Origin of the sequence: Lentiprolixibacter aurantiacus (assembly GCF_026241225.1) — a bacterium.
Lineage (GTDB): Bacteria > Bacteroidota > Bacteroidia > Flavobacteriales > Flavobacteriaceae > Lentiprolixibacter > Lentiprolixibacter aurantiacus.
Genome location: NZ_JAPFQP010000001.1, coordinates 1299877 through 1323825 on the forward strand (window position 1 = coordinate 1299877; position 23949 = coordinate 1323825).

Here is a 23949-nt window from a genome sequence, read left to right on the forward strand (position 1 = left end):
TCCTGATATCAGGTCTATTGCATCGAGTTCAAAAATAAGGATTAGGTGCTGGTTTCGAAAAGTGAGATATTATCATTTATTAACAGGGTAAAATTCAGATATGCAGAAGGGGCAATTAGGCCCCTGGTTCAGGAGCCTGTTTACCGGTAGGCCTCCAGGAGTTTCAGGCGAATCTTATCCTTTAGCTCCTGAGGGGCAAAAGCATGTTCAATGGCTTCCATGTTGCAGTACTTAAAATGGGCACTGGTCCACCCGAAATTGGCTTCCAGCTTGCTGTATTCATTGACAAGAGTAGTATCTGATATAGTGCGGGCGTCGGTATTGATGCTAATGGAAAGCCCCTTCCTGTATAGGAGATCAACAGGATGGTTTTCGATTTGGTCAAAAACATTGACCTGTATATTGCTTGTTGGGCAAATCTCAAGGTGCAGTTTGTGTTTTTTTAGGAATTGCAAGAGGTCTTCATCTTCTATGCTCCGTGCGCCATGTCCTATTCGAAGCGGATGGAAATGTTTTATGGTTTCCCAGACACTATGTGGCCCGCAGGCCTCCCCGGCGTGGGCAGTGCATTTGATGCCATTTTTATTGGCAAAGGCAAAAGCCTTGCGGTGTGCGTCAATAGGGTAGCCGGCCTCATCCCCGGCAATATCCATTCCCACAACCAGGGTGCCTTTGAATTCATTTACAATTCGGGCCGTCTGAAGACTTTGCTCTTCATTGAAACGCCTGAGGGTGCAAAGAATAAGACGTGCCTCCACGCCAAAGCGCTCAATGCCTTCCTGGCTTGCCCGTATTACTGTTTCAACAACCTCTTCAGGGCTTAATCCTAGTCCGGTGTGAAGTAAGGGTGCAAATCGGATCTCGGCATAGATCACGCCGTCTGCCTTGAGCTGCTTAAACAGGTCCAGGGTCACCATTCGTAGTTGTTCCCGGGTTTGCATCAGTTCAAAACCCTTGATTGCCCGGGTCAGATAATCTGCAAGGTCTGTACATTTTGGTGGGGCTATAAAGTTTTCTTCATAGTCTTCCCTCGTCATGCCTGGCTTGATTGTACTGGCCACTTCATAACTCAGGGAACAATCGAGGTGGAGGTGTAGTTCAATTTTAGGAAGCGTCTGGTAGCCCATAAGGATCCCTGATGTTATTTATGTTCGTTATCCCAGTATCATTCCGGCAATGGTAGCAGAAAGCAGTGAGGCCAGGGTGCCACCAAGGACTGCTTTCATCCCGAATTCGGAAAGGGTTTTGCGTTGTCCGGGAGCCAGTGACCCAATACCGCCAATCTGGATGCCTATGGAGGCAAAATTGGCAAACCCGCATAGCATATAGGTAGCCATGATAACAGATTTATTAAAGCCAAAATGTGGGGCGGAGGCCAGGTTTTTTAACTCTGCTAATTGTATATAGCCTACAAACTCGCTCGCGGCCAGTTTAATACCCAACAGCTGGCCCATCAGCATAATATCTTCTGAATTTACCCCAATAAGCCACATCAATGGTGCGAAAACAACCCCCAGTATGGCTTCAAGGGAGAACTGGTCGTAGGTGGTATTTGCCGCAATCCAGTTATTCAAGGAGGTAAAATCCCCTACCCAGCCTAAAATACCATTGATCATGGCGATAAAGGCAATAAAAACAAGGAGCATGGCCGCTACGTTTACGGCCAGTTTCAGGCCTTCGGAGGTACCATTGGCAATAGCGTCCAACAGATTCGTGCCAATTTTTTCCTGAGATATCTGTATATCCTTGTTTATGGCTTCTGTCTGTGGATACAGCATCTTGGAGACCACGATGGCTCCAGGAGCCGCCATTACAGAGGCTGCAAGAAGGTGTCTGGCAAACTCTAGCCTCAGGGCGTCATCTGTACCTCCCAGGAACCCTATATAGGCAGCCAGTACACCACCGGCAACTGTTGCCATTCCGCCAATCATTACCAGCAATATCTCGGAGCGGTTCATTTTTTCGAGGTAGGCTTTGATCATAAGCGGTGATTCGGTTTGACCGAGGAATATATTCCCGGCAACCGATAGGCTTTCCGCCCCGGAGATCCCCAGGGTTTTGGTTAGAAGCCAGGCCAGGCCCTTAACTACTTTTTGAATGACCCCTAAATAAAAGAGCACTGAAGTCAGGGCCGAGAAGAAAATTATAGTGGGCAGAATCTGGAAGGCAAATACGTAGCCTATGTTAGGGTTATCTACATTGAGCAGGCTTCCCAAAAGAAACTCACTTCCGGCTAGCGTATAATCCAGGATTTTTACAAAGAAGGTTCCTATGGCCTGAAAGATACTTTGTACAAAGGGGACTTTCAATATGCCTACAGCCAGGGCCAGTTGAATACCCAGGCCAATACCCACGGTCTTCCAATTTATGGCTCTTTTGTTGGCACTAAAAAGGAAAGCGATCAGAACCAGAACAATCATTCCCAAAGCGCCACGTCCCAGTGAATCCGCCGAAAAGCCCTGATTTGGAACAATACCAGCTGTTTCCTGCTGATCAACTATTTCCGGTATTGCCAGGCTCAGACTTTCAGTAGCCACAGTTGTATCCTGGGCTAGGAGTGAAAAGGCACATAAAAAGGTGGATAAGGTAATCAGGGATCTTAATCTCATGTGGTAGGAGCTAATTGATCACTTGCGTTTTGAGATCTCATCCCGCAGTTTGGCAGCTTTTTCATAGTCTTCATTTGCCACCGCTTTTTCAAGTTCCTGGTGCAGTTCTTCGAGCGTTAGTTCTTTGTATGCCGGTGTGCTCCCAGAATCGATCTCCACTGTTTCGCCCTCCTGCAGTATCTCATCTACCACAATACTGTCATCACCTTCTTTATCCTTATCCTTGGAGGAGAATTTAAGGAAGATACCGGCCTTGTCCAGTATGGTTTTGTAAGTAAATATGGGAGCATTGAAGCGAAGGGCGAGGGCAATTGCATCACTGGTGCGGGCATCCAGAATTTCTTCAATTTTATCCCGCTCACAGATGATGCTGCTGTAAAATACACCGTCGACCAGTTTATGGATGATCACCTGTTTTATGACTATCTCAAAACGATCGGCAAAGTTTTTAAATAAATCGTGCGTCAGGGGACGTGGGGGTTTGATTTCTTTTTCAAGAGCTATCGCAATGGACTGGGCTTCAAATGCACCAATAACTATGGGCAGTTTCCGGTCTCCCTCAATTTCATTCAATATGAGCGCATAGGCCCCATTCTGGGTCTGACTGTATGAAATCCCCTTAATTTGTAAACGAACTAAACTCATCAGGTTGTTTAAACAAAAAAAGGGCGTTTAAACAAAAGGTTTGACCTGTTATTTAAACAGCCCTTTAGAGGCACAAATTAACAAAAATTAGGCGTTTTGGGCCTTAAATTCCTTTAATTTTTCTGTGAGTTTGGGCACAACTTCAAAGGCATCTCCTACAACCCCATAGTCGGCCGCTTTGAAAAAAGGTGCTTCCGGGTCTGTATTGATGACCACTTTTACCTTGGAGGCGCTAACTCCGGCCAAATGCTGAATAGCTCCGGATATTCCTATAGCTATGTACAGGTTGCTGGCCACGGGTTTACCGGTCTGCCCAACGTGCTCCCCGTGAGGCCGCCATCCGAGGTCGGACACCGGTTTGGAACATGCAGTCGCAGCGCCAAGCACATCGGCAAGTTCTTCAATCATTCCCCAGTTCTCAGGTCCTTTGAGGCCTCGTCCACCGGACACTACTACGTCAGCATCTGCAATGGTTGCCTTGCCGACTACCTTGTCTATTTCAACAGATTTTGTTCCGAACTGATCATCCCCGAGATTCGGACTGAACGTTTCCACAGAACAGTCGACCTTGCTCTCATGAGTTCCAAAGGCATTGCTGGAAACCCCGATAATGTTTCTTTCGCTTTTCAATTCAGTGAACATGAAGCCCTTGTTGCTGAATGCTGTGCGTTTCACAACAAGAGGTGATACGCTTTCCGGACCTGCCACCACATTGGTAGCATAACCTGCCTCCAGGTCTCCTGCGAGTATTCCCGCCATATATTTGGCATCCGTACTGGAACTCACCACGATAACCGATGCAGATTCCTGACGGGCAGCTTCAGCAAGAACTGAGGCATATGCCCTGGCATTGAAGGTATCCAGAGCATCCTCTTTAACCAGTAGCACCCTGGAAACCCCATAGTTGCCAAGAGTTTCAGCGTCTTCAGCATGGAAAGCCACCGCGGTTACCTCGGTTCCGGTTGTATCAGCTATTGCTTTGGCATAGGAAGCTACTTCGAATGCATTTTTCTTAAATTTTCCTTTTTCCGATTCGGTATAAACTAAAACTGACATGAATTTCTTTTTAGGATTAATGATTTGGGATACAGCCTATATAACCTTGGCTTCGTTGTGAAGTAAGTCGATCAGGTCATCCAGGTTTTCGGCATCTATCATTTTTACCTCACCTTTTGGAGCGGGACGCTCAAACTTAATTTCGTGACTTCCCTGTTTGGCATCTGCGGCAGGGATCACATTTAATTTCTTTTGCCGGGCCATCATGATGCCACGCATATTGGGGATACGCAGGTCGCTTTCCTCAACCAGCCCTTTTTGTCCGCCTATGATCAGCGGAAGGCTTGTTTCAATCTTTTCTTTTCCACCGTCAATTTCGCGGAGGGCTGTAGCCTTATTCCCTTCCACTTCAAGGGAAATACAGGTGTTTACGAAATTCATTTTCAACATCGCGGCCATCATTCCGGGAACCATGCCGCCATTATAATCGATGGATTCCCTGCCGGCAATGACCAAGTCATAACCACCATTTTTAACTATTTCCGCAAGCTGACTGGCAACAAACAGTCCGTCTGTAGGGGTGGCATCCACGCGAATACCCTCATCTGCCCCTATGGCCAATGCTTTGCGCATAGTTGGTTCCACACTCTGGTCTCCCACAGTGGCTACATGTACCACAGCACCTTGTTTTTCTTTGAACCACATGGCCCGAGTAAGCCCAAATTCATCATTGGGGTTAATCACAAATTGCACTCCGGTAGTATCGAATTGTGTATTATCTGCCGTGAAATTGATTTTAGAGGTTGTATCGGGAACACTGCTGATACAGACTAATATTTTCATAGAGATTTGTATTTGTATGGTCTATTAAAATAGTCCTCAAAGATAGCTAATATATTTGAAAAATACTATGCATGCATAATAAATTTTGTTTCTTTTTTTGATTTTACCTGCTGTTTTATCAGCTGATATTTTCCTATTTTTGTCAGCCGCAAGTACGAAGCCTTAGGGCCATAAAAGAAAAAATAAATGAGAACAATCCAATTCAGAGAAGCCATAGCAGAAGCAATGTCCGAGGAAATGCGCCGGGACGAATCCATCTACCTGATGGGAGAAGAAGTTGCAGAGTACAATGGAGCATACAAGGCTTCCAAGGGAATGCTGGATGAATTCGGTCCGGACCGGGTGCTGGATACACCAATTTCCGAACTGGGTTTTGCTGGTGTGGGTGTGGGTTCGGCTATGAACGGCAACCGCCCCATCATCGAATTCATGACCTTCAACTTTTCCCTGGTTGGGATTGACCAGATCATAAACAACGCCGCAAAGATGCGGCAGATGTCCGGCGGACAGTTCAATATTCCTATTGTATTCCGCGGACCTACTGCCTCAGCCGGACAGCTGGCAGCTACGCACTCACAGGCCTTTGAGAGCTGGTATGCCAATTGCCCCGGACTCAAGGTAGTAGTTCCCTCCAATCCATATGACGCCAAAGGGCTTTTAAAAGCGTCCATCAGGGATGACGATCCCGTGATCTTCATGGAGTCCGAGCAGATGTATGGTGATAAGGGAGAAGTGCCCGAAGGAGAATATACCATTCCACTCGGTGTTGCCGAAATAAAAAGAGAAGGATCTGATGTTACCATAGTATCCTTTGGCAAGATCATCAAAGAGGCCTACAAGGCAGCCGAGGAACTCGAAAAAGAAGGTGTCAGTTGTGAAATCATTGATTTGCGGACCGTGAGGCCCATGGACCACGAAGCCATCCTTAAATCGGTAAAGAAAACGAACAGGCTGGTTATCCTGGAAGAAGCCTGGCCTTTTGGCAATGTTTCCACCGAAATTACCTATCAGATACAGTCTCAGGCCTTTGATTATTTGGATGCCCCTGTCGTCAGGCTGAATACGGCCGATACACCAGCGCCCTATTCACCGGTTTTACTGGCAGAATGGCTCCCCAATGCCCAGGATGTCATCAAGGCTGTTAAGAAAGTGTTATACAAATAAGCCTTTCCAAAATTCACAGGTACATTTGATGGTATAAGTTGCAGCAACTGTATACGACCCTGACGGTTTGTACGTTTGAAGGGAGACGGTTGAGTTGTAAGCTTTGCCACAACAGTGCCACTAAGATGGCAGATATGAATCCTGTATTCCCATGAAGCGATCCCTGTTGTTTATTTTTTTCATTATTGGTATGGTAGTATACGCCCAAACCAAAGTGAGTGGAATCGTACTGGATGAGGAAGGCGAACCTGTGGCCTATGCCAATGTGTTGTTTAAGAATACAACTGAGGGAACCATTACCGATGAAGATGGTCGCTTTTACCTTGAATCTGAAGAAAACTATACCGTATTGTCGGTTTCCTTTATAGGATATACAACGGAGGAAGTTGAGCTCAGGCAGCGTGTGACCTATAACCTCGAGGTTATCCTCAAAGAAGGGGAGCAGCTGGATGAAGTGGTGGTCTATGTTGGGAAGCAGTCCAAAAAGAACAATCCGGCCATTGATATCCTGAAAAAGATCTGGGCCAACAAGCGCATCAATGGATTAAAAAAGTTCCGGCAATACCAGTACGATAAATACGAGAAGATCGAGTTTGACCTGAATACCATTGACAGTGCATTAATGAAGAGCAAGATGTTCAGGGGTCTTGAGTTTATCTTTGCCGATCTTGACACATCACGTATCACCGGCAAGACCTACCTGCCGCTGTTCCTGAATGAGACATTTTCCCAGGTGTACGGGGATAATGAGATGAACCTGGAGAAAGAAGAAGTAAGGGGTAGCAAAAACTCGGGATTTAGCAATAACCAGGCCATTATAGGCTTTGTGGATGACCTGTATTCGGATTACAACATCTACGATAACTACATCAAACTGGTAGACAAAAGCTTTACCAGTCCGCTTTCGCAAACCGGGATCAACACCTACAATTATGTTCTTGCAGACAGTGCCTATATAGACAACAAATGGTGCTACCATATTATTTATTATCCAAGGCGAAAGAACGAACTGACCTTCAAGGGCGATTTCTGGGTAAACGACACTACTTACGCTGTAAAGAAAATCGATCTGGAAGTCACCAAAAGCGCCAATATCAACTGGGTTAAGGAGATCTATATACAACAGGAATTTGAGGTGGTGAATGACTCTGTTTTCCTGCTGAAAAGGGATTACCTGATGAGCGATTTCAGTTTCAGCAAAAAGGAAAAATCCAAAGGGGTATACGGTAAGCGTACTACTGTTTACGATCATTACAAGTTTGAGAACCCGAGGCCTGAGGAGTTTTACAAGAGTGTTTCCGATCCCTATGATCCTTCTATTTTTCAGCGCGACAGTATTTTCTGGAAAAACAACCGGCTGGAATCCCTGAACAAGGACGAGCAGGGGATATACACCCTGCTGGATACCCTGAAAACAGTCCCCAAATTCAAGACCTATTACAACCTCGTTAGTGTACTGGGATCTGGTTATATTGAAATCGACAAGTGGAACCTGGACATCGGGGATATATACAGCACATTTGGATTTAATGATGCCGAAGGGATTCGATTGAGAGGCGGGGCCCGCACCTATTTTGGGCAGAACGATCCCTGGCGCCTTGAAGGCTACATGGCCTATGGCTTTGACGACCACAAGTTCAAGCACGGGTTTTCGGCCAAATGGCTGCTTGATCGGAAAAGCAGGCTGATCATATCCGGGGGCAACCGACGGGATATTGAACAACTGGGAATAAATCTGACCGCGACAAATGATGTTTTGGGGAGAAGTGTGGCATCTTCAGCTGTGTTCACTGTGGGGAATAACAACAGGTTAACCAATATTAATTTAAGTACACTGGCCCTGGAGGTTGAGCCCTTTACCAATCTAAGGTTTCGTTTTGGAGGGTCATTCAGGACTCTGAGCTCTGCACTCCCTGAAGCGTTCAGCCTGGACTATGTGGACCCCGGGGCGCCAACGGGCATATCTTCTGAAATCAGGCAATTCGACCTGATTACTACTCTCATATACACCCCTGGAAAACGTACTATTGGTTATGGGGTGGAACGCAGGGATGTCAATGATAACTACAGTACCTTATTATTGAACTACACCAAGGGTACGCAGGGGTTCCTGAAGAGCGATTTCAATTACGAAAAAATACAGTTTTCCTATTCCCAGCCCTGGCAAATTGGAGGGTTTGGAAGGTTGTTCAGCAGTGTTGAAATAGGGAAAACCTTTGGTGCCGTGCCCCTGGGGTTGTTGAATGTGGTACCGGGTAACCAAACCCTCTTTTCCATTTTCAATACCTTCCCGAATCTGGATTTTTACGAATTTGTTACTGATACCTATGTCTCTGCTCACTTTGAACATAATTTTAATGGTCGCCTCTTTTCAAGGATTCCGTTGTTGCGCAAACTTAACCTGCGTGAAATAGTTGGGTTAAGAGGGGTGTGGGGAGAACTTTCCGATGAGAACATCGCCCTGAGTTCACCTACCAATATTCCCCTGGTGGCTCCTGACGACAAGATTTACTGGGAGTATTCCCTGGGGGTAGGAAATATTTTCAAGATCTTCAGGATAGATTTTAATTTCCGGGGCAATTACCTGGATAATCCTGACGCCCGTCCCTTTAGTGTTACCGGTACTTTCGGATTCAATTTCTGATTTTATACCGGGATGATTATCAGGCCTTATGGGCCGACTGTAAACCTACTGTTAGGCTTTCATTTATTCCTTTTTTATTCTAATCCATTTCACTACTTTTGCAGCCGTTTTAAACAATAAATAACTAAACAAATGGAATTATTCGTAGACTATCTTTGGGCCTTTGGTATTTTGGCACTCCTCTTCGTATGGATTAAAAATATCTGGGTATCCAAGCAGGCCGTTGGAGATGATAAAATGGCCAGAATAGCCAAGAACATCGCCGATGGTGCTATGTCCTTTCTGAAGGCAGAATACAGAATCCTGTCTGTATTTGTACTTGCCGTAGCAATCCTCTTGTACTTTAAGGGTAACAGCGAGGAAGGTTCTAACGGTATGGTTGCTGTTTCTTTCGTAGTTGGGGCTATCTGTTCTGCACTTGCCGGGTTTATCGGGATGCGCGTTGCTACCAAGGCAAATGTGCGGACTACCAATGCTGCACGGGAGTCTCTGGGCAAAGCACTGGAAGTGGCTTTCGCAGGAGGTTCTGTAATGGGCCTTGGGGTAGTAGGCCTCGGAGTTTTAGGTCTTAGCGGTCTTTTCATGGTATATAGCGGACAGGGATGGGATATTGTTGAGGTGCTGAATGTGCTTTCCGGTTTCTCACTTGGAGCTTCTTCCATTGCCCTTTTCGCACGTGTTGGTGGAGGTATTTACACCAAAGCCGCTGACGTGGGTGCTGACCTGGTAGGTAAGGTTGAAGCAGGGATCCCAGAAGACCACCCCCTTAACCCTGCAACCATTGCAGATAATGTGGGTGATAATGTTGGTGACGTTGCCGGTATGGGCGCTGACCTTTTTGAGTCTTATGTAGGTTCCATTATCGGAACCATGGTTCTTGGAGCATCCTTCGTTGCGCTACCGGAATTCTCAGCTTCCTTCGATGGTCTTGGAGCCGTTTACCTGCCGCTGGCTTTGGCAGCGGCTGGAATTATTATGTCCATCATTGGTACCTTCTTTGTAAAAGTTAAAGAAGGAGGTTCACCACATAAAGCTTTAAATATCGGAGAATTTGGATCTGCTTTTCTGATGCTGATCGTTTCTTATTTCCTCATTACTACCATGCTTCCAGAAAACTGGGTAGAAGGTGGAAAGACCTTTACTTCTCACGGAGTATTCTTTGCCACTATTGCCGGTCTTGTTGCCGGACTTTTGGTAGGGAAAGTTACAGAATACTACACAGGAACCGGGACTAAACCGGTAAGCGGTATTGTAAGGCAATCTGAAACAGGTTCGGCAACCAATATTATTGCCGGATTAGGAGTAGGTATGATGTCTACTGCTATTCCAATTATACTGATTGCTGCGGCCATCCTGATCTCGCACTACTATGCAGGCCTTTACGGTATTGCTATTGCTGCAGTGGGGATGCTGGCCAATACTGGTATACAATTGGCAGTTGATGCGTACGGGCCTATTTCCGACAACGCAGGAGGAATCGCTGAGATGTCCGAACTTCCAAGTGAAGTACGAGAAAGAACTGATAAACTGGATGCAGTAGGAAATACTACAGCAGCCATTGGTAAAGGATTTGCCATTGCCTCTGCGGCCCTAACCGCACTGGCACTTTTTGCGGCATTTATGAAAACGGCCAACGTAACGGCTATTGACGTATCACGTCCCGATATCATGGCAGGATTGCTAATAGGGGGAATGCTTCCATTTGTATTCTCTGCCCTTTCTATGGGAGCTGTTGGTCGCGCTGCCATGGCTATGATTGAGGAAGTAAGGAGACAATTCCGCGATATTCCTCAATTGAAAGCGGCCCTTGAAGTAATGAAGAAGTACGATTCTGACATGTCTAAGGCTTCAGATGCAGACCGCAAGATCTTCGAAGCAGCTGATGGTGTTGCAGAATACGATAAGTGTGTTGAGATTTCAACCAGAGCTTCTATCAGGGAGATGGTACTTCCCGGTATACTCGCTATTGCCGTACCTGTTGCTGTCGGATTCATCGGAGGAGCTGAAATGCTGGGTGGTCTGTTAGCAGGTGTTACCACAGCAGGTGTACTGATGGCGATATTCCAATCCAATGCCGGAGGTGCCTGGGATAACGCTAAAAAAATGATCGAAGCCGAAGGAAGAAAAGGATCTGATGCGCATAAGGCAGCTGTAGTTGGAGATACCGTAGGAGATCCATTCAAGGATACTTCCGGACCTTCCCTGAACATCCTTTTGAAGCTGATGTCTGTTGTTGCCCTGGTAATTGCTCCTAGTATTGCTATTTCTGCAGATACCCTGATGGCTTATAACGAGACCAATACTGCTACTGAAATGGTTAGACAGGAAATGAAGAAGGAAGTTATGGTAGAAATGAAGGACCTTGGAGAAGGACAATTCAAAGCAGTTGTTACAACCACAACTGAAAATAATGGCAAGGTTGTTACAGATGAACAGATCTTCGAAGGAACCAGGGAGGAAGTAAAAGCAAAAATCGCAGCTTTTAACGAGATGGATGAAATGGTGAAGGTAAAGATTGAAAAAGTCGTTGAAGAGGTTGAAGAAGAAAAACAGTAGTCACATAGTATTATCAATTAAGAAAGCCCTGAGAAATATCAGGGCTTTTTTTTTATAATGTGGTTTATGTAATTATCTCTAAAATAACCCGTGGATCTCGGCATCAATACGGTTGATGACTTCTCCCAGGTGTTCGGGATTGTCCACGAAATCTATGTCATCCACATCTACTACAAGCATTTTTCCTTTTTCATAGCCCTGTATCCAGGCCTCATAGCGTTCGTTTAAGCGGCTCAGATAGTCTATGGAAATAGTATTTTCGTATTCCCTGCCACGCTTATGGATCTGGTTCACCAGGTTGGGTATAGAGCTTCTCAGGTAAATAAGCAGATCTGGGGGAAGTACAAGAGACTCCATCAATTCGAAAAGACTGGTATAGTTGCTGAAATCCCGATTGGTCATCAACCCCATAGCATGCAGGTTAGGCGCAAAAATATGGGCGTCCTCATAAATGGTCCTGTCCTGAATAACATTCTTCCCACTCTCCCTGATCTTTAAAATTTGCCTGTAACGGCTGTTCAGAAAATAGATCTGGAGATTAAAGCTCCAGCGTTCCATTTTGTTGTAGAAATCATCCAGATAAGGATTGTCTACTACATCCTCAAAATGGGCATCCCATTTATAGTGTTTGGAGAGAAGTCTGGTAAGCGTTGTTTTACCTGCGCCAATATTGCCGGCAACTGCAATGTGCATTTTAGGTAGGGTTTTTAAAGATTTCTATTGCACTATCAAAGGGATACAATATACGAAGTATCTGTAGTTATGGGAAAAAAAATAGGCTGAAATGAATGTTATTTTTAACAGGCAAGTGTATGTTCCACGCCCTGCATGTTCAAAATTTGTAAAGCTGTTCCCGGATTTAGTTTAGAAGGTGAAACAGGATGTTCATCCAGGACCTGTGCATTAATAAGATTCGCCTTACTTTGGACATTTTCAGCGGCCCCAATTTTGCCGACCGCATCATTTGCTTTATTTTTGCCGTTCAGTATTGAGGAGAGATTTGACTGATTGCAACCTCTTATTTTCGGGAAAGCCCGAAAAATAAAAATGCTAAAGCAGTACTTCCCGATTGCTTTACGGGATCTATTGACTTCACTCTGCCATCAGCCCGGTCCACATCCTCCAAATTAAAGACTATAAAAGTAATGGCGTATTTATTTACATCGGAATCAGTAAGTGAAGGACATCCGGACAAAATAGCAGACCAGATCAGTGATGCTCTGCTGGATAATTTTCTGGCCTTTGACCCAAAAAGCAAAGTGGCCTGTGAAACCATGGTCACTACGGGTCAGGTAATTCTGGCCGGTGAGGTAAAGAGCAAGACCTATGTAGACCTGCAGCAAATTACACGTGAGGTTATCAATAATATTGGTTATACCAAAGGAGAATATCAGTTCAGCGGAGACTCCTGCGGTGTAATTTCCCTGATCCACGAACAGTCCTCAGAAATCAACCAGGGGGTAGACCGGGAGGTGCGGGAAGAACAAGGTGCAGGAGACCAGGGTATGATGTTTGGCTACGCCATAAACGAATCGGATAATTATATGCCGCTGGCACTGGATATTTCTCATAAGATCTTGCTGGAACTGGCGGAAATAAGAAGGGAAAATGACCAGATTACCTATTTGAGACCAGACGCTAAGTCTCAGGTTACTATCGCCTATTCGGATGATCACGTTCCGCAGTACATTGATACCATTGTTGTCTCTACCCAGCACGATGCCTTTGACGAGGATGACGACCGTATGCTGGCCAAAATCAAGGAGGATGTTATTGGAATTCTGATTCCAAGGGTAATGGCCAAATTACCGGAACGGATCCGGCAACTTTTTAATGAAGATATAAAGTACCACATCAACCCTACCGGGAAATTTGTTATTGGTGGCCCCCATGGGGATACTGGGCTTACCGGACGGAAGATCATTGTGGATACCTACGGAGGGAAAGGAGCCCATGGTGGAGGTGCTTTCAGCGGTAAGGACCCGAGTAAGGTAGACCGAAGTGCGGCTTATGCAGCCCGGCATGCCGCTAAAAACCTCGTTGCCGCAGGAGTGGCCAATGAGATGCTGGTGCAGGTTAGCTATGCGATAGGTGTCGCAGAACCTACTTCTATTTTTGTGGACACCTATGGGACTGCACAGGTAGATCTCTCTGATGGGGAAATTGCCACCAAAGTAAAGTCTCTTTTCGACATGCGTCCTTTTGCGATTGAAGACCGCCTGAAGCTGCGCAATCCTATTTATCTGGAGACCGCTGCATACGGTCATATGGGCAAAGCGCCAGTTACCGTGAAAAAAGTTTTTGAATCCCCTTATAACGGTCGGATTGAGACTGAGGTTGAGCTCTTTACCTGGGAGAAACTGGACATGATAGAAGAGGTAAGGGAGGCCTTTGACCTGTAATTTTTCCCCAAAGTATTAGGATATTCCAAATATAGGTGGTTATATTTGCCCTTCACGAAGTTCAAACACGTATTGAATAGTTATCAAGAAAGGTGGAGGGAATAGACCCTGTGAAACCTTAGCAACCCTTTGCTTACCATGCAAAGAAGGTGCTAAATTCTATCCCGTGCAACGGGGCAGATAACAGTTGGCAGTTTACACTGCATATCACTTTCTTATAACTTTTTGATTTTACCTGACCTTCTGATTCAGCAGGTGGGGGTTTGGCTTTTTATTTAATCGGTTCATTAATTAAAAACTAAAATCATGAGTGAGCAAAAATTCAGTACAAATGCCTTACATGCGGGACACGACCCGGCAGCTAACGGCGGGACAAGGGCAGTGCCAATCTATCAGAGCACGGCCTATGTCTTTAACGATTCAGATCATGCGGCCAATCTTTTTTCACTGGCCGAGTTCGGGAATATCTATACCCGGATCAACAATCCCACCAACGACATCCTGGAACAGCGACTGGCTGCCCTGGAAGGAGGTATTGCCTCGGTGGTTACCTCCTCGGGAACGGCGGCGATAAATACTGCCCTTCTCGTTCTGCTTAAAAGCGGCGATCATATTGTGGCATCGAACAGCCTTTACGGGGGAACGTACAATCTTCTGAGTGTAACCCTTCCGCGACTGGGTATCACCACTACCTTTGTAGATCCCACAGATCCCGGGAATTTTGGGAAGGCAGTGCAGGAAAATACCAGGGCTATTTTTGTGGAATCCCTGGGTAATCCAAAGCTGGATGTATTAGACCTTAAGGCCATTTCAGAGGAGGCCAAAGCTGCACGAATTCCATTTATTGTGGATAACACAGTAGCTACCCCTGCCTTGCTTAATCCAATTGAACATGGAGCTAATATTGTTATCCATTCGCTTACCAAGTATATCAATGGCAACGGGACCGCACTTGGGGGTGTAATTATTGATGCAGGCACTTTTGACTGGGCCAATGGAAAGTTCCCTGAGTTTACAGAACCTTCTGCTGGTTATCATGGGCTGGTTTACCACGACGCCCTGGGACCTGCGGCATACATAGCCAAAGTGAGGATAGAAGGGTTGCGCGACCACGGTGCATGCCTGAGTCCGTTCAATGCCTTCCAGATCCTTCAGGGATTGGAGACCCTGGAGATCAGAATGAAAAAACACAGCGAAAATGCCCTTGCCCTGGCCAAATGGCTGCAGGACCGCGATGAGGTTAACTGGGTAAACTACCCCGGGCTTGACAGCAGTGCTTACAGGCAACAGGCAGATAGGTACCTGCCCAAGGGACAAAGTAGTATTGTGACTTTTGGGGTAAAAGGAGGATATGAATCGGCCAAGAAAATAGCAGACCATACCAGGATATTTTCACTGCTGGCCAATATTGGAGACACCAAATCCCTGATCATCCATCCGGCAAGCACCACTCATCAGCAACTTAGTGATGAGGATCAGGAGGCCACTGGAGTTACCAAGGACCTGATCCGTTTGTCTGTTGGACTGGAGGATATTGAAGATCTCAAAGCCGATCTTACAGAAGCCTTTGCAACATTGGATGCCAAAGTACTTATTTAACAAAACCCGCCTGATCCGGGTGGGTAATCTTGATTTATGAAGGTAACGAGAACATCTTTGCATACGATCCATATTCCGGCTTTTACTACCTGTAGCGGAAGCAGTGGGGATATACAACTGTCTTATCAACAGTTTGGAAAACCCCTGCATACCGCTCCGATTGTACTGGTTAACCATGCCCTTACGGGCAATTCCAATGTCGCTGGTCCAACAGGGTGGTGGTCCGATCTGATAGGGGATGGAAAATGCATTGATACAAAGCGGTACACGGTATTGTGTTTTAATATCCCGGGTAATGGGTACGACGGTTTTGTGATTGACAATTACAAGGACTTTATTGCCAGAGATATTGCACGATTGTTTCTGCTGGGGCTGGATCATCTCGGGATATATGCCCTTTATGCCGTCATAGGGGGTTCGCTGGGTGGTGGACTGGCCTGGGAAATGGCTGCATTGAACCCGCAACTTACGGAGCACCTTATTCCGGTGGCATCCGATTGGAAATCTACTGACTGGCTTATTGCCAATTGCCAGATCCAGGAGCAATTTCTGATCAACTCCAAGCAACCGGTCCATGATGCCCGTATGCATGCTATGCTGTGCTACCGTACACCAGAATCTTTCAAGCAGCGTTTTAAAAGGAGTACTAACGAGGAATTGCAGGTTTTCAATGTGGAAAGCTGGCTTATCCATCACGGTAAAAAACTGCAGGAAAGGTTTCAGCTTTCTGCCTACAAGCTGACCAACCAGTTGCTCAAAACCATTGATATTAGCCGTGAGGGGGAGGAAGCTTTTAAAAATTTGCAGGAGAGCGATACCAATATCCACATTATTGGTGTGGATTCAGACCTGTTTTTTTCGGCAAGTGAAAACCGGGAAACCTACAGGCAATTGGCCAGGGCAAAAAGCAACGTAACCTATGGTGAAATCCGGTCTGTGCACGGCCACGATGCCTTTTTAATGGAGTTTGATCAGATGGAACAGCTGCTCAGCCCCATTTTCAGTCCTGATAAACTGGAAAGTCGGTGGAAGGTGCTCAAATTTGGAGGCAAATCCCTGTCTAACGGAACGGGTATCCGTCGTGTCCTTGACCTGATTGAGCAGAAAGCGGAAGACAAAGAACGCATAGCCGTAGTACTATCAGCAAGGGAAAGGGCAACTGACCAGTTAGAGGAACTGCTCCAACTGGCAGCCCGGGGTGAGAATTATGCAGAGAAGCTGGGTCTATTCAGAAAGTACCAGCAAAACGGGAATACCAACGTGGATTTGTCCCTGGAATTTGGGGAACTGGAACGCTTATTAGAGGGCGTGGCCCTGCTTGGGGATTACAGCGCCCGGATCAAAGATCAGGTGCTGGCCCAGGGGGAACTTATTTCGGTTAAAATGATTTCCGCCTTATTGAAAGCAAGGGGCGTGGAGGCAGTGGCACTCGATTCCAGGAACCTGATCAAAACTGACGACACTTTTGGCAATGCGAAACTGATCGAGGGATTATCCAGGGAAGCTACAGAGGAGGTCTTTAGTTCACTTCCTGCGCATAGTGTTCCTCTGGTGACCGGATTTATTGCGTCGACCAGGGCGGGGGAAACAACAACGCTCGGAAGGAACGGGAGTAACTATACGGCTGCATTGATAGCGAACTTTCTGGATGCTGAGGAATTGCAGAATTATACTCATGTAGATGGAATCTACACGGCAAATCCGGAGCTGGTTCCTGATGCCAGGAAAATCAGGCAGCTTTCTTATGAAGAAGCCAATGAACTGGCCAACTTTGGGACCAGCGTACTGCATGCAAAGACCATTATCCCTTTGCTGGAAAAGAATATCCCTTTGCGAATTCTGAATACATTCAATAATGATAGCGATGGAACCCGGATCTGTTCAGATGCTGAAGCGGATGGTATCAAGGCAATTTCAGTGATCGATGACGAGGCGCTAATCGTACTGGAAGGAAGGGGACTTCTTGGGAAAGTTGGGGTGGATGCGCGGATTTTCGGGACCCTTGGGCAATACGGTATCAATGTTAGTATTATCTCCCAGGGATCTTCAGAGCGGGGTATCGGACTTGTAGTCAAGGCCGGGCAGGCAGATCTGGCCAAAAAGGCACTTACCCGGGCATTTGAAGCCGATTTTCAATCGCGCGACATCAATGCCGTTACTATTTTCCGTGATGTGGCGATTATCTCCATTGTAGGGATTGAACTCGGCTCTTTCCACAAACCTTTTAATGCACTTATCAAGAACCATATTCAACCTTTGTTGTTCAATAACTCGGTCACAGGGAATAACGTTGGGCTTGTTGTGCGAAGGTCGGACCTGCACAAGGCCCTGAATGTAATACACGGCCAGATTTTTGGAATCAACAAGAAAATTAACCTCGCCATATTTGGCCACGGACAGGTGGGAGGTGCCCTTATTGATCAGCTGCTCCAATCTGTTGAAAGCATTGAAAAACGAAAGGGTATCAGGTTAAATATTTTTGCACTGGCCAATTCCAGAAACGTGCTGCTGAACAAATCTGGCATTGCCGGAGACTGGAAATCAGGTTTAGAAAAGGATGGCGAGTCCTATACCATGGAAGATATTGTGGCCTATGCGCAAAGGCACCACCTGGAAAACCTCATTGCAGTCGATAATACGGCAAGTGTATCTTTTGTGGAACACTATTCGGATTTGTTGAAAGGGGGGTTTGACCTGGTATCATCCAATAAGATTGCCAATACCCTTTCTTTCGATTTTTACACTGAATTAAGGAAGGAACTCAAGGAACATCAGAAGTCGTACCTCTACGAGACTAATGTGGGTGCAGGGCTTCCCTTAATAGATACTATAAAGTTGCTGCACTTGTCCGGGGAAAATATCACTGGAATCAAGGGTGTATTTTCCGGTTCACTCAGCTATATATTCAATACACTTTCTGAAACAGACCTCCCTTTTTCACAAATTGTGGTACAGGCAAAAGCCATGGGATACACTGAGCCCGATCCGCGGGAAGATCTATCGGGCAATGATGTGGGACGAAAGCTGCTGGTGCTTGCGAGGGAGCTCGATTTGCAAAACGAGTTTGACGAGATCAGTATAGAAAACCTCATACCTGAAGATATGAGGAATTTATCCCTGGAAGATTTCACCAATGCCATGCCAACGCTGGATCCCGTGTTCCGGGATCTAAAAGATAGATTGAAGCCAGGCAATGTCTTGCGCTACGTTGGTGAGTTGAAAGGGGATCTTCAGAAGAACAAAGGCCAGCTGGAAGTCAAGTTGATCTCAGTGCCCAGGAATAGTTCTTTGGGCCAGGTAAAGGGCTCTGATTCTCTTATTGAAATTTATATGGAATCTTATGGTGAGCAGCCACTGGTAATCCAGGGAGCCGGGGCAGGGGCATCGGTAACCGCCAGGGGGGTATTTGGAGATATCCTGCGGATTGCCGAGAAACTCTAACAAGGCATGAAAAACAAGAATACTTTTGATAGGAAGCCCGAAACGGATGCTATACGCATACAGGCCGAAAGGAGCAGTTTTCAGGAACACTCGGTGCCCCTATATCTTACCTCCAGTTTTGTATTTGAGGATGCAGAAGATATGCGTGCTTCATTTGCTGAAGAAGTAGACCGGAATATTTACAGCAGGTATTCCAATCCCAATTCAACGGAATTTATAGACAAGGTTTGTGCTCTGGAAGGAGCAGAGGCCGGTGTCGCTTTTGCATCTGGCATGTCCGCGGTATTCTCCACTTTTGCGGCTTTGCTAGAGGCTGGAGACCATATCGTGGCAGCTCGAAGTATATTCGGATCTACACATAGTTTGTTTTCCGGGATACTCCCTAAATGGAATATAGGGCATGATTATTTTAGGATAGATGAGCTGGAATCCATAGACAGTCTTATAACATCTAAAACCAGAGTGATTTATGCGGAGACCCCTACCAATCCGGCTGTAGACGTGCTGGACCTGGAAAAACTTGGTAACATTGCAAATAAACATGGGCTTTTGCTGATAATAGACAATTGCTTCGCCAGCCCTTATTTGCAGCAACCCATTAAGTTCGGTGCGGACCTCGTTATTCATTCAGGCACCAAGTTAATGGATGGACAGGGCCGGGTTCTGGCCGGGATAGCGGTCGGCCGTTTGGATTTGATAGATAGGATTTACAGGTTTTCCAGGATTACGGGTCCCTCTCTTTCACCTTTCAATGCCTGGATTCTTTCTAAAAGTTTGGAAACATTGGGAGTTCGGGTAGATCGCCATTGCGAAAACGCCCTGCGAGTGGCAGAGTTCCTGGAGGGGCATTCCAAAGTAAACTTCGTTAAATACCCCTTTCTTAAATCGCATCCTCAATATGCAATAGCTAAAAAACAGATGAAAGCTGGAGGCTGCGTTGTGGCTTTTGAAGTAAAGGGCGGACTTAATGCAGGCAGACGATTTTTTGATGCTATAAAAATGTTATCCTTGTCCGCTAACCTGGGGGATTCCAGAAGTATCGTTACCCATCCGGCCTCTACGACACACAGCAAACTTACACCTACAGAGCGGGAAGAGGCAGGAATAAGTGATGGAATGGTGCGGATATCCGTTGGTTTGGAGCATATAAATGATATCCTTCAGGATATAGCACAGGCCCTGGAAAAAGCCTAACCAAATACCTCGGTTCTTTTTATTTATCTTTAAACTGTGTTATCCAAAAAAACGAAATACGGACTTAAGGCCCTCGCATTTCTGGCTTCCAGGGAGGATCGAAAGCCGGTCCAGATCGCTGAAATTGCCAGACATGAAAATATACCCCAGAAATTTTTGGAAAGTATTTTACTCACAATGAGAAAAGGAGGATTACTAGGGTCAAAAAAAGGAAAAGGAGGGGGCTATTATCTTTTTAAGGATCCGGAAGAAATACAGATGACAGCTGTAATGCGCGTACTGGAGGGTCCTATTGCCATGGTCCCCTGCGTAAGCCTTAATTTTTATGAAAAATGTGATGACTGTCCGGATGAGAATCGCTGTGCGGTTAATAAACTGATGATCGCAGTTCGTGACAGCGCCCTCGAGGTGTACAGGCATACCACACTTGCCGATATCATCCGGTAAGATTGATTAATTAATACTTTCTCGCTATCTCTTGAGTTATTCTCAATTTTTATCTCCAAATAATAGATAATATTTAAAACTAACACTATAAATTATTTTCTGTTATAAGCGGAATTGCATAACAACTTTATTATTTTACTTTTGTATACTCTATTAAATCTATAGGATAAATATTTTATATGTTTCTCGATTATTTGTGGCTCAATAAAAACTCCAGTAAGTTGGAGCCGGGTACCCAAAACCTGGAGGAAAGACCGGAGAGGAGTATCCTTAAATCCATAACCTGGAGGATTGTGGGGACTGCAGATACAGTAATTATTTCCTGGATCGTTACCGGGGAACTTACCCTTGCTTTTTCGATTGGTTTTGTGGAGTTATTAAGTAAAATGATCCTCTATTTTGTGCATGAACGAGTTTGGAATAGGGTTCGCTGGGGCAAATAGTTTGTTCAATTATAAAATGATTAGTGATGAATTTATCGGTAACAGATGTAAGGCAGCTTAACGACAGGTTTCGTGAGCTACCCCCTGAAGAAATTATCAGGAAGGCCATTGGCTTGGGGGGCAAGTCCGTATTGTCTACAAATTTCAGGCCCTATGAAGTTGCAATACTTCACGCGGTAAACTCAGTGATGCCGGAAATTCCAGTTATTTGGTGCGATACAGGATACAACACACCTGATACTTACAGGCATGCGGAAAAGCTGATTAACAAATTCAATCTCAATATTAAATTATATGTTCCGCAACAAACCAGGGCATACCGGGAAATGCTAATGGGTATTCCAGAGATCGATGATCCTAACCATGCTATTTTTACCGAGCAGGTTAAATTGGAACCATTCAAAAGGGCAATGATGGAACACCAGCCCGATATTTGGTTCACCAATCTTCGAAAAGGTCAGACCACCCTCCGGGATACGCTGGATATATTTAGCCTTAGTAATACCGGAGTGCTTAAAGTAAGTCCATTTTACCATTGGAGTGATGCCCGGTTGGATACTTACATCAACAAGAGAGGCCTTACTGATGAATTTCGGTATTTCGATCCTACGAAGGTACTTGGTAACCGGGAATGTGGTTTGCATACCTGATACATTCTGACGCCGTAAAACTAAAAACAAACTGATTTGGCAACAATTCGAGCAAATACCATAAGTACAAAATCACTTCCCAATTTAACCGCCAATGATCTTGAACATGAGGCCATTTATATTTTCAGGGAAGTAGCCGCTCAATTTGAGAACCCCGTGCTGTTATTTTCAGGGGGTAAGGACTCCATTACCCTGGTACGCCTGGCTCAAAAGGCTTTCTATCCGGCGAAGATCCCTTTTCCACTTTTACATATCGATACCGGTCATAATTTTAAGGAAACCATCGCTTTCCGGGATAAACTGGTGGCCGACCTGGGAATAAACCTGATCGTGAGATATGTTCAGGATTCCATAGATCAGGGAAAGGTATTGGAAGAACAGGGAAAATATGCCAGCAGGAATTCATTGCAAACTACCACGTTATTGGATGCTATAGAAGAATTCAAGTTTGATGCCTGTATAGGCGGGGCAAGACGTGATGAGGAAAAAGCCCGGGCCAAAGAACGCATCTTTTCTGTCCGGGACGATTTTGGTCAGTGGGATGAGAAAAACCAAAGGCCGGAGGTTTTTGATATGCTTAACGGGCATATAGACCTGGGTCAGAATGTCAGGGTATTCCCGATTAGCAATTGGACGGAGTTGGATGTGTGGAGTTATATTGAAAAGGAGAAGATCGAAATTCCCTCCCTTTATTTCGCACATAAAAGATCAACTTTTATAAGGGATGGCCTCATCTGGACCGCCGAAGATGAGGTCGTATTCCGTTCAGAGGATGAGGCGGTTCAGGAGCGATGGGTACGTTTCAGGACCGTTGGTGATATGTCCTGTACTGCAGCAGTTGAATCCACAGCAGATTCCATTGAAAAGGTAGTCGCTGAGATCCGTGATTCCAGAATATCCGAAAGGGGTGCAAGAATTGATGATAAACGGTCGGAGGCAGCCATGGAAAAGAGAAAACAACAGGGCTATTTCTAGCCTGTAGGCAAGCATAATCCTCAATCCACTTAAATTAATTCCAATAGTCAAATCTCATAATGATGAATGTTGTAAAAATTGCGACTGCAGGTAGTGTCGATGATGGTAAAAGCACGCTTATAGGCAGGCTGCTGTATGATACCAATTCACTAACGGAAGATAAGATTGACGCAATCCAAAAAAGTAGTCTCAAAAAGGGCTATGACTATCTGGATTTTTCTTTGGCCACAGACGGCCTTGTCGCGGAAAGAGAGCAGGGTATTACCATTGATGTTGCTCATATATATTTTTCTACGCGCTCGCGAAGTTATATTATAGCGGACACTCCCGGGCATGTTGAATACACCCGAAATATGGTAACCGGGGCTTCAACATCTCAGGTGGCTATAGTGCTGATTGATGCGCGTAAAGGAGTAGTTGAGCAAACTTATCGGCATTTCTTTATAAACAACCTGCTTCGTATCAAGAATGTAATCGTTGCAATCAACAAGATGGATCTGGTTGACTTCTCAGAGCAGGTCTATCTGGATATAAAGGTTCAGTTTGAAAAATTAAACTCAAAGAGCACTTATGAGGAACAACAATTGCATTTTATACCGGTTAGTGCCTTACATGGGGATAATATTGCCATTAAATCGGAACGCATGCCCTGGTATGAGGGGAAACCGCTTCTCTATCATCTGGAACAGCTTGAATTGACGGACGTAAATGACCAGGGTGAAGCGAGATTTCCTGTGCAACAGGTAATACGCCCCAAAACTGCAGAATTCCATGATTTCAGGGGATATGCAGGAAAAGTATACGGTGGTTCACTGGAGGTTGGGGACGAAGTGGCCGTTTTACCTACAGGAACCAGGTCTCGAATTAAGGACATCTATTTTTATGACCAGTCCTTCAAGCGGGCTTCTTCGGGAAACTCCGTCACCCTTACGCTTGAAGATAATATAAACATAGCTCGCGGAGATATGCTGGTAAGGCCGAATGAATTACCTAAAGTTGAACGTGCTATTGAGGCCACTATTTGTTGGATGGATAATAAGCCCCTTACCGCGGGAAGCAAATATATTTTGCGGCATAATACGAATCAGGTTTTATCCAAAATAGAATTGATCAGGAATGTTATTGCCACTGATTATTCAGGGAGTGAACCAGCCAGTTCCCTCCATTTGAATCAAATTGGCGAAACTTCCCTTAAGCTCAGCAAACCGATCTACTTTGATCCATACTCCAGCAACAAAACAAACGGGGCTTTTATTCTGATCGATCCCCAAACCAATGCTACATCCGGAGTTGGCTTTATTCATTAGGAAGTCTGGCTGACCAAAAATCCGCCGAAATCCT

The 23949-nt window shown here is 45.4% G+C and carries 18 protein-coding genes and 1 riboswitch; of the genes, 12 read left to right on the top strand and 6 right to left on the bottom strand.

Translation table 11 applies throughout. From position 1 onward, the window contains the following. Nucleotides 1-140 precede the first annotated feature (140 nt). The 5 genes from add to OO016_RS05845 form a co-directional block, all read right to left on the bottom strand. Nucleotides 141-1127, bottom strand: coding sequence for an adenosine deaminase (add, locus tag OO016_RS05825; RefSeq protein WP_266011564.1), 987 nt, complete (start codon nt 1125-1127; stop codon nt 141-143). A gap of 27 nt (nt 1128-1154) precedes the next feature. Then, a complete protein-coding gene (locus tag OO016_RS05830; RefSeq protein WP_266011566.1) occupies nt 1155-2609 on the bottom strand; it encodes a NupC/NupG family nucleoside CNT transporter in 1455 nt (484 codons plus the stop codon). Between the two features lie 18 nt (nt 2610-2627). Beyond that, complete coding sequence (locus OO016_RS05835) at nt 2628-3254, bottom strand: bifunctional nuclease family protein (RefSeq protein WP_266011568.1); 627 nt, start codon at nt 3252-3254, stop codon at nt 2628-2630. Nucleotides 3255-3341: 87 nt separating this feature from the next. Further along, nucleotides 3342-4310, bottom strand: a complete 969-nt coding sequence (locus tag OO016_RS05840; protein ID WP_266011570.1) for an electron transfer flavoprotein subunit alpha/FixB family protein — start codon at nt 4308-4310, stop codon at nt 3342-3344. A 36-nt stretch (nt 4311-4346) separates the two neighbouring features. Next, nucleotides 4347-5093, bottom strand: a complete 747-nt coding sequence (locus OO016_RS05845; protein ID WP_266011572.1) for an electron transfer flavoprotein subunit beta/FixA family protein — start codon at nt 5091-5093, stop codon at nt 4347-4349. A 186-nt stretch (nt 5094-5279) separates the two neighbouring features. Here OO016_RS05845 and OO016_RS05850 point away from each other — a divergent pair, with 186 nt between their 5' ends. From OO016_RS05850 to OO016_RS05860, 3 genes are all read left to right on the top strand, one after another. Next, a complete protein-coding gene (locus tag OO016_RS05850) occupies nt 5280-6257 on the top strand; it encodes a pyruvate dehydrogenase complex E1 component subunit beta (RefSeq protein ID WP_266011574.1) in 978 nt (325 codons plus the stop codon). A 151-nt stretch (nt 6258-6408) separates the two neighbouring features. Further along, nucleotides 6409-8901, top strand: a complete 2493-nt coding sequence (locus OO016_RS05855) for a DUF5686 family protein (RefSeq protein WP_266011576.1) — start codon at nt 6409-6411, stop codon at nt 8899-8901. Between the two features lie 132 nt (nt 8902-9033). Continuing rightward, nucleotides 9034-11457, top strand: a complete 2424-nt coding sequence (locus tag OO016_RS05860) for a sodium-translocating pyrophosphatase (RefSeq protein ID WP_266011577.1) — start codon at nt 9034-9036, stop codon at nt 11455-11457. Between the two features lie 78 nt (nt 11458-11535). Here the strand turns inward: OO016_RS05860 and OO016_RS05865 are convergent, their stop codons facing one another. Continuing rightward, nucleotides 11536-12150: a deoxynucleoside kinase gene (locus OO016_RS05865; protein ID WP_266011579.1), complete on the bottom strand. Its 615-nt coding sequence runs from the start codon at nt 12148-12150 to the stop codon at nt 11536-11538. A gap of 452 nt (nt 12151-12602) precedes the next feature. Here OO016_RS05865 and metK point away from each other — a divergent pair, with 452 nt between their 5' ends. The 9 genes from metK (at nt 12603) to OO016_RS05910 (ending at nt 23915) form a co-directional block, all read left to right on the top strand. Next, a complete protein-coding gene (gene metK, locus OO016_RS05870; protein ID WP_266011581.1) occupies nt 12603-13859 on the top strand; it encodes a methionine adenosyltransferase in 1257 nt (418 codons plus the stop codon). A 77-nt stretch (nt 13860-13936) separates the two neighbouring features. Beyond that, a riboswitch (SAM riboswitch) is annotated at nt 13937-14046 on the top strand. Between the two features lie 119 nt (nt 14047-14165). Next, a complete protein-coding gene (locus OO016_RS05875; protein WP_266011583.1) occupies nt 14166-15458 on the top strand; it encodes an O-acetylhomoserine aminocarboxypropyltransferase/cysteine synthase family protein in 1293 nt (430 codons plus the stop codon). Nucleotides 15459-15494: 36 nt separating this feature from the next. Beyond that, a complete protein-coding gene (gene thrA, locus OO016_RS05880) occupies nt 15495-18899 on the top strand; it encodes a bifunctional aspartate kinase/homoserine dehydrogenase I (RefSeq protein WP_266011585.1) in 3405 nt (1134 codons plus the stop codon). Between the two features lie 6 nt (nt 18900-18905). Then, nucleotides 18906-20093, top strand: a complete 1188-nt coding sequence (locus tag OO016_RS05885; RefSeq protein ID WP_266011587.1) for a trans-sulfuration enzyme family protein — start codon at nt 18906-18908, stop codon at nt 20091-20093. Between the two features lie 36 nt (nt 20094-20129). Next, on the top strand, nt 20130-20540 hold the full coding sequence (locus OO016_RS05890; RefSeq protein ID WP_266011589.1) for an RrF2 family transcriptional regulator: 411 nt from the start codon (nt 20130-20132) through the stop codon (nt 20538-20540). A 179-nt stretch (nt 20541-20719) separates the two neighbouring features. Then, a complete protein-coding gene (locus tag OO016_RS05895) occupies nt 20720-20983 on the top strand; it encodes a DUF2061 domain-containing protein (protein ID WP_266011591.1) in 264 nt (87 codons plus the stop codon). A 26-nt stretch (nt 20984-21009) separates the two neighbouring features. Continuing rightward, nucleotides 21010-21633: a phosphoadenosine phosphosulfate reductase domain-containing protein gene (locus tag OO016_RS05900; RefSeq protein ID WP_266011593.1), complete on the top strand. Its 624-nt coding sequence runs from the start codon at nt 21010-21012 to the stop codon at nt 21631-21633. A gap of 36 nt (nt 21634-21669) precedes the next feature. Then, nucleotides 21670-22608 carry a sulfate adenylyltransferase subunit CysD gene (cysD, locus tag OO016_RS05905; RefSeq protein WP_304608072.1) on the top strand — a complete coding sequence of 313 codons (939 nt, stop codon included), beginning with the start codon at nt 21670-21672 and terminating at the stop codon, nt 22606-22608. 62 nt (nt 22609-22670) lie between these two features. Further along, complete coding sequence (locus tag OO016_RS05910; protein WP_266011595.1) at nt 22671-23915, top strand: sulfate adenylyltransferase subunit 1; 1245 nt, start codon at nt 22671-22673, stop codon at nt 23913-23915. The last annotated feature ends 34 nt before the right edge of the window (nt 23916-23949 follow it).